The sequence below is a fragment of the Methylobacter sp. genome (genome assembly GCF_023227905.1).
In the GTDB taxonomy this organism is placed as follows: domain Bacteria; phylum Pseudomonadota; class Gammaproteobacteria; order Methylococcales; family Methylomonadaceae; genus Methylobacter_A.
Map to the genome: position 1 here is coordinate 43,362 of NZ_JALOCF010000008.1, position 17,185 is coordinate 60,546.

The 17,185-nt window shown below is 48.2% G+C and carries 10 protein-coding genes; 8 read left to right on the forward strand and 2 right to left on the reverse strand.

Annotated elements, in window-relative coordinates; translation table 11 throughout:
* Window positions 1–39: 39 nt before the first annotated feature.
* The 8 genes from M0R47_RS05160 to M0R47_RS05195 all read left to right on the forward strand — a co-directional run bounded on the left by M0R47_RS05160 (window position 40) and on the right by M0R47_RS05195 (window position 15,720).
* On the forward strand, window positions 40–978 hold the full coding sequence (locus M0R47_RS05160) for a histone deacetylase family protein (RefSeq protein WP_292551257.1): 939 nt from the start codon (window positions 40–42) through the stop codon (window positions 976–978).
* Window positions 979–1,165: 187 nt separating this feature from the next.
* A complete protein-coding gene (locus M0R47_RS05165; RefSeq protein WP_292551259.1) occupies window positions 1,166–2,809 on the forward strand; it encodes an HD family phosphohydrolase in 1,644 nt (547 codons plus the stop codon).
* Window positions 2,810–2,930: 121 nt separating this feature from the next.
* Window positions 2,931–5,165 carry an adenylate/guanylate cyclase domain-containing protein gene (locus tag M0R47_RS05170; RefSeq protein ID WP_292551262.1) on the forward strand — a complete coding sequence of 745 codons (2,235 nt, stop codon included), beginning with the start codon at window positions 2,931–2,933 and terminating at the stop codon, window positions 5,163–5,165.
* 107 nt (window positions 5,166–5,272) lie between these two features.
* Complete coding sequence (locus M0R47_RS05175) at window positions 5,273–9,982, forward strand: filamentous hemagglutinin N-terminal domain-containing protein (protein WP_292551265.1); 4,710 nt, start codon at window positions 5,273–5,275, stop codon at window positions 9,980–9,982.
* 32 nt (window positions 9,983–10,014) lie between these two features.
* Window positions 10,015–11,370 (forward strand): FecR domain-containing protein, encoded by a 1,356-nt coding sequence (locus M0R47_RS05180; protein WP_292551268.1) that lies wholly within the window; start codon window positions 10,015–10,017, stop codon window positions 11,368–11,370.
* Between the two features lie 75 nt (window positions 11,371–11,445).
* Window positions 11,446–13,047 carry a ShlB/FhaC/HecB family hemolysin secretion/activation protein gene (locus M0R47_RS05185; RefSeq protein WP_292551271.1) on the forward strand — a complete coding sequence of 534 codons (1,602 nt, stop codon included), beginning with the start codon at window positions 11,446–11,448 and terminating at the stop codon, window positions 13,045–13,047.
* A gap of 307 nt (window positions 13,048–13,354) precedes the next feature.
* Window positions 13,355–13,762, forward strand: a complete 408-nt coding sequence (locus M0R47_RS05190; RefSeq protein ID WP_292551273.1) for a PAS domain-containing protein — start codon at window positions 13,355–13,357, stop codon at window positions 13,760–13,762.
* 29 nt (window positions 13,763–13,791) lie between these two features.
* The gene (locus M0R47_RS05195; protein WP_292551279.1) at window positions 13,792–15,720 is read left to right on the forward strand and encodes a PAS domain S-box protein; all 1,929 of its coding nucleotides are present in this window, start codon (window positions 13,792–13,794) and stop codon (window positions 15,718–15,720) included.
* A 35-nt stretch (window positions 15,721–15,755) separates the two neighbouring features.
* On the opposite strand, the gene M0R47_RS05200 is transcribed toward M0R47_RS05195, so the two are convergent.
* On the reverse strand, window positions 15,756–16,262 hold the full coding sequence (locus M0R47_RS05200; RefSeq protein ID WP_292551282.1) for a phosphatidylglycerophosphatase A: 507 nt from the start codon (window positions 16,260–16,262) through the stop codon (window positions 15,756–15,758).
* A complete protein-coding gene (gene thiL, locus M0R47_RS05205; RefSeq protein ID WP_292551285.1) occupies window positions 16,246–17,181 on the reverse strand; it encodes a thiamine-phosphate kinase in 936 nt (311 codons plus the stop codon). Before thiL ends, M0R47_RS05200 begins: the two co-directional genes overlap by 17 nt.
* Window positions 17,182–17,185: the final 4 nt, after the last annotated feature.

Genomic DNA, 17,185 nt, shown 5'->3' on the forward strand with positions numbered 1-17,185 from the left:
AATATTGTTTTTTACTGTCGGATTTCAGAGTGAGGCTTTGTGAAGACATTTTATTACAGCCACCCTGATTTTCTTTTTCATGAAACAGGTATTGACCACCCTGAATGCGCAGACCGACTTAGAAGTATAGAAAAAGCATTGGCCGCACCGGAGTTCTCGGCTTTAATCCGGCGCTCGCCGCCACTCGGTACAGAAGAGCAAATCAGACTGGTTCATCCCCAGGCGCATATTGACGCCATTCTTAAAGCCATCCCCCAACAAGGCGAACATCATTATGATCAGGATACCGTGCTGTCTTCTGGATCAAGACTAGCCGCCTTTCGTGCAGTTGGCGCTGTTTGCGATGCAGTTGATCAAGTCTTGGCCGGCAAGGCTGACAATGCGTTCTGCGCCATACGCCCACCCGGTCACCATGCCGAACCCCAGCAGGCAATGGGATTTTGCCTATTTAACAATATAGCGATTGCAGCTAATTACGCGCGTCAACACTACCAACTCGAACGTGTCGCTATTGTTGACTTTGATGTCCATCATGGCAACGGTACGCAGGCAGCTTTTTACCATCAGCCTAACGTGCTTTATGCCTCCAGTCATGAAATGCCGCATTATCCGGGTACCGGATATCCTACTGAAACCGGTGCCGGTAATATTATCAACGTGCCGCTGGCGGCGGGTGACTCCGGTATAGAGTTCAGGCAAAAATACAACCGCCTTATTTTGCCTGCGCTGAAAAATTTCAAACCCGATTTATTGCTGATTTCAGCGGGTTTCGATGCACATAAAGATGATCCGTTAGCTTCGATCAGGTTGGTTGAAGATGATTTTAAATGGGTCACGCAAGAACTCATGGTCATTGCAGACAGTTGCTGTAAAGGCCGGATTATTTCAGCTTTAGAAGGAGGCTATAATCTTAAGGCATTAGCTGCCAGCGTTGCTATTCACGTTAAGGCATTAATGACCGGTCTGGACATTAAATAGCCGAATTACCCTAATATTTTGTATAAGTCAGCATTTCTCTCCAAAGCTTTATATAAAACGTTTACCCGGATTATCTGGACATTTAAACGTATCAACTTAACGTAGATAATTAATAATCTATTTTTGCGTCATCAACTTACATGAACTATAGTTAGGCAATACTTTCTAAATTGCAGTACTTAGTTACATGACTACGCTAAACAACACCGTCCAGTTTAAAAAAATCGATGCTATTGATAAAGGGCTTTCTGCCGACTTACAAAAAATTATCAGCCAAGTCGAAAAACTAACTGACATTGGTATTGCACTTTCCTCTGAAAAAGATACTGCGAAATTATTGGAAAAGATTCTGCTGGGAGCAAAATCCATTACCAACTCAGACGGAGGAACAATATATCGAGTCGACGGTGACTCTATTAAAATAGAAATCATCCGTTCCGACAGCCTTGGTATTTTTCTGGGAGGCGGAGGAGACTCTATTAATATTCCGAATATCCCGCTCTATCTGGAAAATGGTCAACCTAACCTTAAAAATGTCGTCTGTTACTCGTATCACAACAATAAAACTATCAATATTGATGATGCCTACGATGCGGTTCATTTCGATTTTTCCGGGACTAAGTCTTTCGACAAAAAAAACGATTACCGCTCAAAATCCTTCCTTTCCATTCCCTTGACTAATCATCAAGGCGAGATCATCGGCATCTTGCAACTAATCAATGCCATTGATCCTGAAACCCAAGAAATCATCAAATTCGATTCAGTTTCACAACGTTTTGCTGAAGCATTGGCCTCACAAGCGGCAACCGTGCTAACAAAGCAGCAGCTTATTACCGACCTGGAAAACATGTTTGAGTCGCTGGTCAAATTAATAGCGACCGCAGTTGATGAAAAATCTCCTTACACCGGCGGACATTGCCGCCGCGTTCCGGAGTTGACGCTAATGCTGGCGCAGGCAGCAAGCGATACCAATCACGGCTATTTGCAGGATTTCAAACTTAGCGAAGCAGATCACTACGAACTTACAATCGCGAGTTGGTTACATGATTGCGGCAAGATTATCACGCCCGAGTACGTCATAGACAAGGCCACAAAGCTGGAAGCTATTTTCGACCGCATTCATTTGGTGGAAGCGCGTTTTGAAATATTAAAGCGCGATCAGGAAATCGCGCTGCTCAAACAGCAACTCGCTGAGTTGGAAAACAAGAACACCTCATCGCCCGAGTTGGAGCAAGCTTATCAAGCCAATATCGCCCAGTTGGATGATGACATGGCGTTTGTTCGCGAATGCAACACCGGCGGCGAAGCGATGTCGGATGAACACATTGCCCGCCTCAAATCGCTGCAAAAACTTACTTGGACATCCAACAATGTCGCTGTCCCGTTATTAAGTGATGAAGAACTCTACAACTTAAGCATATTCCGGGGCACGCTGACCTCCGAAGAGCGAAAAATCATCAACAATCATATCAACGTGACCATCGCCATGCTGGAAGCCATTAAGTTCCCCAAGCATTTACAAAACGTCGTCGAGTATGCCGGCGGTCACCATGAGCGCATGGACGGAAAAGGCTATCCGAAGGGGCTTATGCGAGACCAAATGTCCATCCCGGCACGGGCAATGGCCATTGCCGATGTCTTCGAAGCATTAACCGCAAAAGACCGGCCTTATAAATCAGGAAAAAAACTTTCCGACGCTTTGGCTATCTTAAATAAAATGAAAGAAGATAAGCATATTGATCCCGATCTTTATGATGCCTTTATTGAGCATAAGATCTATAAAAAATATGCCGAAAAGTTTCTGGATGCATACCAAATCGACGTTGACTAAATAAGAAAAATTATTACCGCAGGGAGAAAGGAAACGCCAATATAACCCTGTGCGTGCGCCAGTTAAATATTCCCCTCCCCGCTCCTACGCCCCACTAATCCTGATCAACTTGGCTTCTCTGATGAAATTCAGTAATAAATGGCTTAAATTTTATCGTCATCTGGCATGTGTTCTGATCACGCTGCTGTTCATGGCGCACATTGCACACTGGCTGCACATTCCAACCCTACAGCGCATGGAAAATATCTTGTATGACTTGCGCTTGAGCGCAACGGTTGCTAACACCGTCGATCCGCGCATTGTCATTATTGATATTGACGAGGAAAGTCTTGCCAAAGAAGGCCGCTGGCCTTGGCGCAGGGATAAATTGGCTTATTTGGTCGATATGATGTTTGATTATTACAACGTTAAGTTGTTGGGCTTCGACGTGGTTTTCTCAGAACCGGATACCAGCGGAGGCGTTGAGTTATTGGAAAAACTGGCAGCCGGGCCGCTACAAAAAGATGCTGAATTCTTATGGACACTGGAAACGGTGCGTCCGAAATTGTCTTACGATGACGTGTTTGCCAAAAGTCTCGAAAATCGGCCTGTGGTGCTGGGTTATTTTGCCAGCCATAGAACCGAAAAGACGCCGGAGGTGGGTATGTTGCCAGCCCCTTTGGCGGCCGCAGATGAATACCCGTTCAGCCCTTTACTGTTCGAGGAAAAAAGCTATACCGCTAACCTGCCGAAACTGCAAGCAGCGGCAATGTCGGGCGGTTTTTTCAATAACCCCAATGTTGACGAGGACGGGGTTTATCGTAGATTACCGCTATTAATTAATTATAAAAACCAGGTTTATGAAGCGTTGTCGCTGGCATTGTACAGAACCTTGCTGGGCAAGCCCGAGGTAAAATTCATTACCGGAAATGGCTATGGCAAAGATAACATCGATAGCCAACTGGAAGGCCTGGACATTGAAGGCTTTCAAATCCCGGTCGATCAAAGCAGCACCCTGTTGGTGCCCTATCGGGGCAGACAAGGAAGCTTTCCCTATGTTTCAGCAACCGACGTGCTTAATGGTGTTGTCGATGTCGAGAAATTAAAAGACAAGATTGTTATTATTGGCACGTCAGCGGCAGGGTTGCTCGACTTACGAGTAACGCCAGTACAAAATATCTATCCCGGGGTAGAAGTGCATGCCAATATACTCAGCGGCTTACTCGATCAAACCATCAAATCCAGGCCCAGCAATATCCTTGGGGCTGAATTAGCTGAATTACTATTCATCTGCCTCATCGCAGTCTTGGTATTCCCCCGCTTGCCGGTGTTTTTATCCGCCATTGTATTCAGCGCGTTACTTGTCGGCGGCATCGCCTTCAATTTTTACTGCTGGACGGCTTGGAATATCGATACCATGCTGGCAACCCCCATCACCTTATTGACATTACTGTACGGCATCCAGATATTTTTCGGCTTTTTCTTCGAAAGCCGCAAGAAAAAACAAATGGGCAACATGTTCGGCCAGTACATTCCGCCTGAATTGGTCGAGCAAATGAGCCAGTCGGATGAAGAATTTTCACTAAAAGGCGAAAGTCGGGAAATGACAGTACTATTCTCCGATGTCAGGGGATTCACGACTATTTCCGAAGGCATGGAGCCGCAGGAATTATGCGAGCTGATTAACGACATTCTAACGCCGGTAACCCACGTTATCCACGAGTCAAAAGGCACCATCGACAAATATATCGGCGATGCGATCATGGCGTTTTGGGGTGCGCCGATGCACAACCCGCAACACGCCGGCTATGCCGTAAAGGCAGGCCTGGCAATCTTGCAAGCGTTGACGGCCATCCAGCAGGACTTTAAAGCCAAAGGCTGGCCGGAAATCGACATTGGCATAGGCATCAATACCGGAAAAATGAGTGTGGGCAATATGGGATCGCAGTTTCGTATTGCTTACACGGTGATGGGCGATGCCGTCAATTTGGGTTCACGGCTGGAAGGACTCACCAAGCAATACGGCGTAAAAATGATAGTCAGTGAGAGCACCCTTCAGGCGGCTCCTGAGTTTATTTACCGGGAACTCGACAAAGTACGCGTCAAGGGCAAACACAAGCCCATTGCTATTTATGAGCCGTTAGGCGTGACAGCCGACATCAGCCCCGAACAATTGCAGACTCTCAATCTATTAAATCAGGGCCTGCGCGACTATCGCCAGCAACAGTGGGCCTCGGCTCAACTTATTTTTGGGCAATTAGCCGAGCAACATCCACATGACAAGTTGTACCCGATTTACCTTGACCGGATAGCCTATTACCTTGAATCGCCTCCTGAAAATGACTGGGATGGTGCATTTACCCACACCAGTAAGTAGCACTCTGGCAGTTAGATCACATTTTTAGCTGTCAGGGTTAAGGAATTGGTTTAATTGACGATATAATGTAAGAAAACAATTACAAAATTTAAAGTGGACTTATTACAATGAAAGCCTATCGCAAAAAACAGCCGGCCCTGAATCAGTCATTGTTTAACGGAGTCCCGCCGTTGCGTCGCGCACTCAACCTGGCTATTTTAGCGGCGCTCTACCCTGCTTTTTCTTATGCCAACCCGGAGGGTGCGCAAATCGTCAGCGGGCAAGTCAGCATCGATACCGCCACGCCGGGCGTGACGGCCATTACCAACAGTCCCAACGCAATTATCAACTGGCAAAACTTCAGCATTGCCCAAAATGAACTGACCCAGTTTATTCAACAAAACGGCCAGAGCGCGGTGCTCAACCGCATTATCGGCCAAAACCCCAGTGAAATTTTGGGACAATTGACTTCCAACGGCAAAGTCTTCCTGATCAACCCGAACGGTATCGTATTCGGCGCAGGCTCAATGATCGACACCCAAGGCTTGGTGGCTTCCAGTCTTAACCTGAGCGACCAGGATTTTCTTAGTGGAAACTACCATTTCATGGCAGGTTCCAACGCCGGAAACATCCTTAACGAAGGCATTATTCGTGCCGGAAAAGACGGCAATATTATTCTGATTGCCCCGCAAATCCAAAACAACGGCATTATCAAAAGCGATGGCGGCTCCATTACCCTGGCGGCCGGGCAGGAGCTGACCATTACCAACCTGGACGACCCTGATATTCGTTTTCAAATCCAGGCGCCCGCCGATAGCGTACTTAACCTAGGCAAACTGTTAACCGAAGGCGGCGCAATCAACGTGTTTGCCAGCACCATCAAACACAGCGGCGAAATCAATGCCGACAGTGTCCAGATCGATAAACAAGGCAATGTCCAGCTGGTCGCGCAACAGGATATAACGCTGGCCTCCGGCAGCGTTATATCGGCCAATAACAGCCAGGGCGATGCCGGGACTATCCACGTCGACAGCAAGACCGGCACCACATTGGCAGAAGGCAGGATAGAAGCCCAGGCCACTCAGACCGGTAAAGGCGGCAACATAGAACTGCTCGGTGAGCAGGTTGGCGTACTGGATCAGGCACAAGTTGACGCCAGCGGTGCAAATGGCGGCGGACAGGTTTTAATCGGCGGTGATTATCAAGGTAAAAATGCTGATGTTCATAATGCCAAAATGACTTACGTGGGCCAGAATACTACGCTTAAAGCCGACGCCACGACTCGGGGCAACGGCGGCAAAGTCATCGCTTGGGCGGATAACACGACGCGAGCATATGGTTCGGTTAGCGCCAAAGGCGGGACGCTTTCCGGCAATGGCGGCTTCATTGAAACCTCCGGACACCAGTACCTGGATGTCGAAGGCATCCGTGTTAACGCATCAGCCGCGAATGGCGCAGCAGGCACTTGGCTACTTGACCCGAACAACATTCAAATTATTCATGCCACTAGCTCAGGGGCTGATGCGAATATTTACAGCGTCACACCCTTTGCGCCGCCGTCGGATTCGGCAAACTCTATAATATCCGATTATACGATTAATCAAGCGCTTAGCGGCTATACCAATGTTACTCTAACTACGGCAAACACGGGGTCAGCCGGAGCCGGTAATATTCTATTTGACGGGTCTAATGGCGCGATTGTATTAAGCAAAAATTCAGCCGATGCGTTATCAACCACACTGACTTTTAATGCATTCAATGATATTAAATTTCTCTCTTCCAGCAATACGACCATACAAACTTACGGCACCGGTACCACCGGAAGCCTGATCACAGTGTTCAATCCGGGCAATGGAAAGGTCATAGTAGAGAATGGTGCAACCCTGAACTTAAATGGTCAAGGAACTGGTTTTGAAGCTCAACTAGCAGGCGGAAAGATCTGGGAAAATAACGGAACCATTAATATGTTGGGCCAGTCAGCCATCCGCCCTTATCTAACCTCGGCATCGACTTTTAATAACCTTGCCGGAGGGGTATTGAACATCGGCACGACTGGCACTTGGTCATTCCTCAGCACCCCGGCCGTCCAAGAGGGTATTGTCAATAATTCCGGCACGATCAATGTCAATTCGAATACCTCTTGGGAAGCAAAATTCTCACAACTCGATGGCGGGATACTCAACCTGCACGACGGCTTGTCCATGCAGCATCTTAATGTCGCTACCGGAACCATCAATATTGATAGTGGTAAAACGCTCTGGATTCCTGAAAACCACGTCGGCTTAAACAAGTTTGACGGTGCAACAATCAACGGCCCTGGCCGGCTTCAGATTGGCAATGCTGTTTCAAGCTATTCGCCTACAGTGATTTTCAATAACGTAAGCACCAATAATCTTATCGTATTAAGAGAACAGCAAGGCACATTGGCATTTTCCGGGGCAAATAATTTCGCCGACACTAAATTCTTCGCCAACGGAACGACCAACATTGACTGGACTATACCTGCGGCAACCTACACAGGTAATACCGAATGGTGGGCGAAGGGCGCAATTACACTGATCAGTAATCTGAGTACTTACGGCAATATCACTTTGGGCGCCGGATGGAACGCAAACATTGCCACTCCCGCGAGCACATCGGCTGGCATGATCACCAATAACGCGGCCTTGAACGCCGGTAATGTTATATTCAGGGCCGGTAAAATGGCGTTGGCGGGAGGTACAATCAATGGCATCAACTCTGTCAGTCTCTTAAGCACCAATGCCATTGACCTGGCTGCCACTACTACCGGCGATGCATTAAGTACGCTCGAACTGAGCAACGCTGAGTTAAATACCATCACAGCACCTGTTCTGCGCATTGGCGATATCAGTAGCGGTGCTATCGACATCAAGTCGGCACTGGTACTGACCCATATTTCCCAGGCTTTAAACCTGACTTCCGGCGGCGCTATTACCCAGCAAACTGGGGCAACAATCGCCCCTTTACCTGGGCTGACTTTGACAGGGGCTGCGGTGGCGTTAACCCAAGCTAATGGTGCCGGCGTAATTTCGGGCAAGGCTACCACCCCTGGCGGTCAATTTACTTATACCTCTGCCAACATGGTTAAGGTAACGACGGTAGATGGTGTTAGCGGCATTACTACCAATAACGGAAATGTTTCGCTAACCGCAAATTCAGACGACCTGCATATACCCGAGCAAATCAATGCAGGTACGGGCACGGTTAATTTAAAAGCGCTTAGCGGCTCTGTTTTCGGTTCAGGAACAAGTCCAGACATCATTGCCGGTAATGTGAACATCAGCGCCTATAACAATATCTCCGGCTCGGGCGGCCTGCATATTAACGCACCTTTAATTAGCCAGCTGAGTGCAACTACCGGCTTTATTGATGTTCAGAGTTTTAGCAGCGACACAACTTTGGGTACTGTCAGCGCATATAACGATATTGAAATCAGAGCCTCATCGCCTCTTACGGTAAATGGAGGGATTACTTCGACAATTGGCGAAATCTATCTTTCGGCCACTACCCTAAACATCAATAGTCTCATTAATGCCAGCTCCGCAGAAGTGGAACTGGAAGCAGATAAACTGGTATGGGATGCAGCAGGCCATGGTAGGGTCATTGGCAGCCTGGTAGACATTCAACCCTATACAGACAATCTCCCAATCACTGTCGGTGCGGCATGTATCAGTGGACCTGGAACCTGTCTGAGCGTAACCGAGCTGTGGCGGATTTTATCGCCTACAATCGGCATCGGCAGCGATTTCACAGGGGATATTTTCGTTAGCGGCATCACCAGCGGCGTCTCAACCTTGACCGACAGAAATGCGGCAACGACTCGCATAGGCTTAATCAGCAACGGCGGTATTACCCAAAGTACGACAGCCATTAATGTCCAAGATCTGGGGATCGAGGCAAATGGCGAAGTCATACTTAGCGCAGCCAATAACATCACCAATCTTGCTGCGGAAACTCTTGGACAAAACTTTACCTTTAATAACGGGCAAGGGTTCAACGTTGTACAAATGAGCGGCGGTACTCATTCAAATAATTACTATAACTTTGAGTACGACATTGTCGGCATCGATACCTGCTCAGCAACAGGTAACTGCGGCAACGTTACCCTCACATCAATTGGCACAATAATGGCTAGTTCAGCGCCGATTACGGCCGCCAATCTTAAGATTGTCAGCGGCGGGGATGTCCACCTCGCTGACTTGGCTCTTAATAACGGCGTACTGGACATTAGTGCCGGGGGCAATATTTATTCACGTTCCGAAGGTGTTTCCCGAATGAGTTACCTGAACGCCGCCAACGGCTGGATTGATGTTGAAAATATTGGCGGGTTTATGCTGGGCTCGGCGGCCCTTAGCCCTGGACAAACGGCCGTCAATGCCGCTCGTAATATCATGATTAAGGCGATGTCTCCCCTTACCGTTAATGGGGCGGTTACTTCCAGTGGTGGCAGTGTCGGTCTTACGGCTAATAATGGCGATACTCTCACCATTAATGCACCTATTTCCGCGCCCAACGGCATTAGTCTGACGGGCGGTACGCTTGGCGGAAGCTATGCAGATTCATATTTGCAATATTTTAATAACGGCACGAGTACAGCAGGCACAGGTACTTCGGGAGCAAGCACGTCAGGCGCGAGCAATACAACTGAGACCTTAGTCAACACAGTTAAAAATTCCATCGGTCAAACTACTGCCGGAGTGCTGGGGACAACACCTCAGTTAGGTGGGCCACTGTTAGCTGATGAGTCGAGCAATAGCGCTGGCGAATCTACAGACTCATCAGGAAAAGGCAAAAATTCCAAGCAGTGCACCAAATGATAATCTATTCATCCTCTTTCTGTAGACCCCCCATGCCTATTCAAATAACACGACTTGTTAAAAGTTATGGCTTATGGCTATGCTTATTTATCGTCACCCTGCCAGCCTTTGCCAATCCTCAAGTCGTTGGCCATATCAGTTTTGTAAAAGGCAGCAACGCCGCGCAACAGCCCGGGGCTGCGCCTCGTATTCTCGGTAAAGACACGGAAATTTTTCAGGGCGATAATATTCAAACTACCGAGCGCAGTTTTGTCATTATCGAATTTAGCGATGGCGCCAAGGTTACCGTTCGCCCGGACAGTAACTTTACTATCGATCATTATGACGGCAAGTCTGCCAACAAAGCCGCACAGTTGGCGCTGCATCAAGGCGGAGTCAATGCCAGTACCGGTGACATAGCCAAGGGCAACCCTGACCGCTTTCAAATAAAGACACCTACAGCTACGGTTAAGCCCGACTCCGAAAAATCGGAGTTTACGGTAGCCATTTGCGACCAAGCGTGCGAAGAAAAGGGAAAAAAAGAAGCCGCAGCTAATGCGGAGAGAACCGAACAGAGCGTAGTGGCGCGTGTAGTTGACGTTAAAGGTGATGTGAGCGCCATAAACCGTGCCGACAAAAATGCAAAAGAACGCCCCCTGTCACTGGGCAATCCCTTATATAACTCCGACAGTATTTCGAGCGAAAAAGATAGTTATGCGCTCCTAGTGTTTCCTGATGGGCAAAAAATCACGCTGCAAGCCAACAGCGAATTGGATATTAAACAATATAATTACCAGATTAAAGGCAAAAAAGATCAGGTCTTATTGCGTTTGGCCAATGGCGGGCTGCGAGCGCTAACCGGCAGCATCGGCAAAAACGACCATAATGCCTATAGCCTGGACACGCCGGTTGCCACTATCGGCATCAGAGGTTCCGGTGGCGACACTGAAACAGACGGAACGAGTCTTAACCAAACAACTTGGCAAGATGCCATGTTTGTCAGAACCAACGACGGGGTAGAACATGATGTAAATGAGGGATTTAGCCTCTCCTTACCTAGTGCAAACTCGCAACCGCAAGTATATCGAACTCCACCAAATGCCCCTAAGCCTAATGAACCCAGACCGGATACCAACAAATCTGATCCTAAATCAGTGTTTAAAGAAAAGCCGCCGGCCAAAGGAGATACATCTGTTAACGTGACTAAAGGTAGAGCTACCGTTGATTCCAACTCCAGTAAAAACACGACAAAATTAAAAGAAGGTGAAACCGGCTCTACAAATAAGAATGGCGAAACTACGACATCGCCTATTCAATCAAATGAAACGACACCAAACAACAATCAAAACAGTCCGGAAAATTTATTTGACGGCGATGAACCTGACAACTCACTTGAAGGTTGCTTGTGATTGCAAAGTCGTAATATTTCAACGCCTTTACACGGTTAGTGCAGAAAATAGTTCGGATACACAATATAAAAGATCATGAGAAAACAACAAAAAAGGAATAAAGGATTTTATTGGTTCAGTGCCCGCTTGGTTAAATCAGTTTTAATAACTACCGGTTTATGCTTAATTCCTCAAGCCTTATGCCTGGCTGCCGCTGCGCCGCCGGAATTCAAGTTTAACGTTAAGCATTTCTCAGTTGAAGGCTCATCGCCGCTTTCCAAAGCTTTTATTGACGACTATTTTAAATCGCTACAAAACAAGCCTTACACACTCAAGGAATTGCAGGAAGTCAGCAAAGGGCTTGAACAGATAATTCGGGAACAGGGCTATCCGTTTTATCGCGTTATAGTGCCTCCACAAACGCTGTCTACAGGCGATGTAAAACTGCAAGTTATCTCCTTTAGCCTGGGCGAGACTGAAGTGACAGGCAATAATTACTTTACCCGCGACAACATTATTGCCAGCCTGCCCGTTCTCAGTAAGTCTGAATCGCCCAATACGCAGGAGCTGTCCGAAGCGATTAAGGTAGCCAATAAACATCCTTCGAAACAGGTGCAAGTCCTCTTTAGGCCCAGTAAAAGCCCTGATAAATTAGATGCGAATGTTGCCGTGTCCGAGCACCGGCCTTATCAGGCGTCTTTAATTGTCAATAATTACGGTACGCCGACCTCAGGCGACTATCGAATGACCGGCGCATTGCAGTACAGCAACTTGTGGGGATTGGATCATATTGTTAACGGAAGTTATTCAACCTCCCCTGATCATGCCGACACCGTTCGACAGTACGGCGGTAGCTACAGTTTGCCTATATATAAACTCAAAGGCTGGCTGAGCGCGTATTATGCAAATTCATCGGTGAATACAGGCACGGTAGCGACCGATCTAACGGTCACCGGATCGGGTGAAATGTATGGCATCCATTACCAGCAATTCTTACCCAAATTGGGCAAATACGAGCACAGCCTGGATTTAGGCATTGATAACCGCTATTTCATTAATGATATTCAATTTCAGAATACGCAGGTCGGCGCCAATGTTCGCAGTGCGCCGTTTAGTATTCTTTATAAAGGCGAATACCCCTGGCAAAACACCCATACCAGTTATTACATACAGTGGGTAGGCAATACTGACTTCGGCGGCCACAATACCCAGGCACACTATCAAGCGGCTCGTCTTAATGCCAAGCAAAATTGGGATTTGTTGCGCTTTGGCAGCAATTTTTCGGTCTTTGTTAAAGACTGGCTGGTGCAAACCAGTTTTAGCGGCCAGGAGAGTCATAGCCCGCTCATAGCCGGAGAGCAACTCGGCATTGGCGGCAGTTTTGATGTCAGAGGCTATGAACAGCGGGAAACCGGGGCAGATAGCGGCCAGATTGTGAAATTCGAAGTCACTACGCCCGCTTGGCAAAAAATCAATTTATTTGCCTTTTACGATTATGGGCACGGTAGCTTGCAAAGCGCAACGCCGGGACAAGTCAAAGACTGGAACCTGAGCGGCACCGGCATTGGTGCGCGCTATCAATGGCGCGAGTATTTTATGGGCAATATCGCCTTTGCCACGGCGCTTGACACTGCTGAGGCGGGAACAACCAAGGCGGGCAACAACCGGATTCACGCCAATATTGTATTTAAGTATTGATTGAATACGGCGCAGCACAATTTCATTCCCTTCCGCGTTTCGGTACGGCATTAGTGTCTGCTGAGCCTACCTTAAAGATCGCCCCCTTGAAACCGCCATAAACTCCGCGATTCGGCATAGCCCAGCCGATCAGCGGCGGCTGGCGGTTTTAAGTTCATCGAAGCTGCCACCCTAAGATCTTCTACGCCTAGCACAGCCGCACTAAATAGATTGCTAAATGATGTTGAGTTTTCTATCATCAGTTGGCAGTTGGACTTGCCCAGAGTAAGTGATTTTGTTCTTTAGCGGTAATTCAGTTGAGCGGACGATGAACTTGATTAAATCTACCCAATTCACGCACCACCCCTCTCATCACATTCTTGTCCTTGAGTTGGATCATTCAGGGGCCGCACCATACATTAAAGAACTCAGCCTTTCCGCTGCCGCTTTTCTAGGCTATAGCGAACAAGAGCTGATCGGCAAGCCTGTTGACCTTATTTACGCTGCCGGAAGCGACAAGCCGCTGTGGGAGGCAGCCCTTGCAAATGTAGTGGATAAAAGCATCAACCAAAGCTTTGCCTATAGGGATGCAGGCAAGGAGCATGAGCCTAGAACGGTAAGCTTAGCCTACAGGGATGTAGGCGAGGGGCGTGAGCTGGGAGCGGTAAGCTTTAGCGCTGAAGTAGTCACCCAAGCAAACAACAAAATTCGGGCCTTAATATCGCTAACCGCCTAGCCGGCCGGACACCTGACAAAACCGACATTGTGTTACTGATTCAGGAAAGCTCTTCTGAATGCTTCAGCGCCGAATCGGCGTTCGTTGAAAGTGAAGAACGTTTCCGGCAGATGGCGGAAATGACCGGCGAATGGTTATGGGAGCAAGATCCTGACGGATACTATAGCTATAGCAGTAACGCTGTTACTCAGATACTGGGCTATAGGCCGGATGAGGTACTCGGCAAACACTATACCGAATTTTTAACGCCCCAGGATAAAGTAGACCAGCAGCGCTACTCAAGCAGCCACCAACCTTTTTATGCGAAGCTGTCTCACTACCAGCACAAAGACGGTCGGCAGATACTGACCGAATCGACCGGCTTACCCATTATCAGCCCAACGGGCAAAGTCATTAAATGGCGAGGAGTTGATAGAGACATTACTGCCAGGATGCATTTTCAGGATGCGCTTATCGAAAGCGAGAAGCGTATCCGTTTGATTATTGAAAATTCCTTGAGCGCTATCGTCATTATGAATTCATACGGCATTGTTACCGAATGGAACCATCCGGCAGAAAAAATATTCGGCTGGACTAAAGAGGAAGCCATCGGAAGGTGCCTTGATGAGTTAATTATTCCGCCGGCGCAACGCGATGCGCACCGGCAGGGATTGGAATACTTCCTACGTACCGGGGTTGGCCCATTATTAAATAAATCGATCGAGCAGACCGCCATTCGACGCGACGGCACTGAATTCCCCGTTGAAGTCAGCATCTCATCCTTAAGGCTAGGAAATAGTTACATTTTTAGTGGTTTTATTCACGACATTACAGAACGCAAGCGTTTGGAGCATCGGTTCCGGCAAGCGGTGGAATCTGCGCCCAATGCGATCGTGATGGTAAACAAGTCAGGAGCAATTGAGATGGTCAATTCGCAAACGGAGGCATTTTTCGGCTACTCCCGCTCTGAATTAATTGGCCAACCGGTGGAAATATTAGTGCCTGAACGCTTTCGCAAGCATCATGTTGGCTATCGTAATGCGTATCTCGCCGCCCCTGTGTCGAGACCCATGGGCGCGGGACGAGATCTCTACGGATTACGCAAAGACGGCAGTGAATTCCCTGTTGAAATAGGCCTCAGCCTGATTGATAGCAAGGAAGAAACACTGGTGCTGAGCACGATCGTAGACATTACAACACGAAAAGCTACGGAAGCGGCAATTCGCCAAGCGCAGATCAATCTGGCTATTGCTCAGAGTGAAATCAAGATTGCCCAGCGCATTCAGGCGTCACTTTCACCCTCGGCGCCGATCAAATCCAGTCATTTCGAGGTCACCGGTTACTGCCTGCCGGCCGATCAGGTTGGCGGCGATTATTTTGATTATTTTTACCGCAATGATGTCCATTTGGATATGATTATTGCCGATGTTTCCGGCCATTCAATCGGCCCTTCCCTGTTTATGGTGGAAACTCGTAGCGCCATTCGAACTCAGGCAAGCAGTTCGGCTACGCCCGCAGAAACCCTCAAAGTGCTTAATAATTTTCTTTTTGAGGATTTGGATAAATCCGATTACTTTATTACCTTGTTTTATTTGCAATACAACATTAACACTCACCAGCTGAGTTTTGCCAATGCGGGCCACCCTCCTCCATTGCTACTCAATCCTTTTCAAATAGAATGCAAGCAATTGGATGCAGACGGATTAATAGTGGGTGTAAATAAAAATGTGATTTTTGAAGAAAAAGTCACCACGCTGTCTAAAGGCGGGGTAATCCTGCTGTATACCGACGGTTTAACCGAAGCGCAAAACGCCGATGGCGATTTCTTCGGACTAAAGCGCGTCAATGATATTTTGGTTCAACATGCACAGCAATCCCCTCAGGCCATTATTGAAACGCTGCTGGAACAGTTAAAACAATTTTGCCGTAGCGAGTCCTTTAATGATGATATTACCTTAATGGTTTTTAAGCGTCACTAATAAGCCGCTTATCGGCACTTATCGACGAACCAAAATCAAAAATAGCTTGAAGCCCAAAACAACACAGCGCCGGCAAACACACCGGCCAATACGTCGTCCAGCATGATGCCCAACCCGCCGCATACCTTGCGATCAGCCCAGCTGATCGGCCACGGTTTGAGTATGTCGAAGATTCTAAACAGGATAAAGCCCAGTACCATAGCCTGCCAGCTATAAGGAACCAGCCATAGGGTTATCAGGTAACCGGCAATTTCGTCCCAAACAATTCCGCCAAAATCATGCTCATCCAGTTTTTTTGCGGCACCATCGCAGATCCAGATGCCGGAAACGGTGACGATCAGCGTCAACAAGCTGTAAACAAAAACATTGGTTTGCGCAAACAGCCAGTAAACCGGAATGGCCGCCAAAGTGCCCATAGTGCCGGGGGCTTTTTTTGCCAAACCGGAACCAAAACCAAAAGCCAGGAACAGGGTTGGGTCGGACAATATCTGCCTGGGCGTCAGCTTATTTTTGCCCAGCTGAGTATTAAGAAAAATGCTCAAATCCTTTTACCTCTAATGGTTTGATAATGCCCGACTTATTCAACCGCAAACCGGGCTGTGCGTCTATGATGCCGATTTTGGTCGCCGCTACGGTCAACTGCGCAGCTTGTTCGGGGCTCACGGTAAAGCACAGCTCGTAATCATCGCCGGCGGTCAACGGCATAGCCCAATCGCCGGTATCGTTGATATAGGCCAGTACCGCTTTTGATAACGGCAACGCGTCCCAATCAAGACAGGCGCCTACCCGGCTTTGCTCCAGAATATGGTCCAGATCGCCCGCCAAGCCGTCCGATAAATCGATGCAGGCGTTGGCTATGCCGATCAAGGCCTGTCCGGCCTCGATTTGCGGCTCCGGCCGGTTAAACCGGGTTAAAGCTGCGTCAGAATCTGCACAGCTATAGCCTTGCTTTATCTTCAAGCCCAGCCCGGCATCTCCCAAGAGGCCGGTCATGTAAATAAAATCGCCCGGCCGCGCCGCTGAACGCCTCAGCGCCCGGCCTTTCGGAACTAAGCCCATGGCCTGAACGGTCAAGGTCAACGGTCCGGAAGTGGTATCGCCGCCGATCAAATCCACCGAATGGCGCTCGGCCAAACTTAATAAGCCTCTGGCAAAAGCCGTCAACCAGTTTTCATCAACTTTGGGCAGCGTTAATGCCAGCGTAACGGAGACAGGCTTGGCGCCCATCGCGGCAAGATCGCTCAAATTGACGGCCAGCAGTTTATGGCCCAGCAGTTCGGGGTCGGTGCCGGCAAAGAAATGCACATTTTCCACCATCGTATCGGTGGTTATCGCCAACTCGAAACCCTCGGGAATGGACATCAACGCGCAGTCATCCCCGATGCCCAAACGCGTTGATGGATTGTTGACTTGCTGCTGGGTGAAGAATCGCTGGATTAGGGCAAATTCAGAAACTGGCATGAGG

What these genes read in the sequence shown, in the direction of transcription:
- M0R47_RS05170 (WP_292551262.1), top strand. Translation starts at nt 2,931, where the DNA reads ATGAAATTCAGTAATAAATGGCTTAAATTTTATCGTCATCTGGCATGT.
- M0R47_RS05175 (WP_292551265.1), top strand. Translation starts at nt 5,273, where the DNA reads ATGAAAGCCTATCGCAAAAAACAGCCGGCCCTGAATCAGTCATTGTTT.
- M0R47_RS05185 (WP_292551271.1), top strand. Translation starts at nt 11,446, where the DNA reads ATGAGAAAACAACAAAAAAGGAATAAAGGATTTTATTGGTTCAGTGCC.
- thiL (WP_292551285.1), bottom strand. Translation starts at nt 17,181, where the DNA reads ATGCCAGTTTCTGAATTTGCCCTAATCCAGCGATTCTTCACCCAGCAG.
- M0R47_RS05190 (WP_292551273.1), top strand. Translation starts at nt 13,355, where the DNA reads ATGAACTTGATTAAATCTACCCAATTCACGCACCACCCCTCTCATCAC.
- M0R47_RS05180 (WP_292551268.1), top strand. Translation starts at nt 10,015, where the DNA reads ATGCCTATTCAAATAACACGACTTGTTAAAAGTTATGGCTTATGGCTA.
- M0R47_RS05165 (WP_292551259.1), top strand. Translation starts at nt 1,166, where the DNA reads ATGACTACGCTAAACAACACCGTCCAGTTTAAAAAAATCGATGCTATT.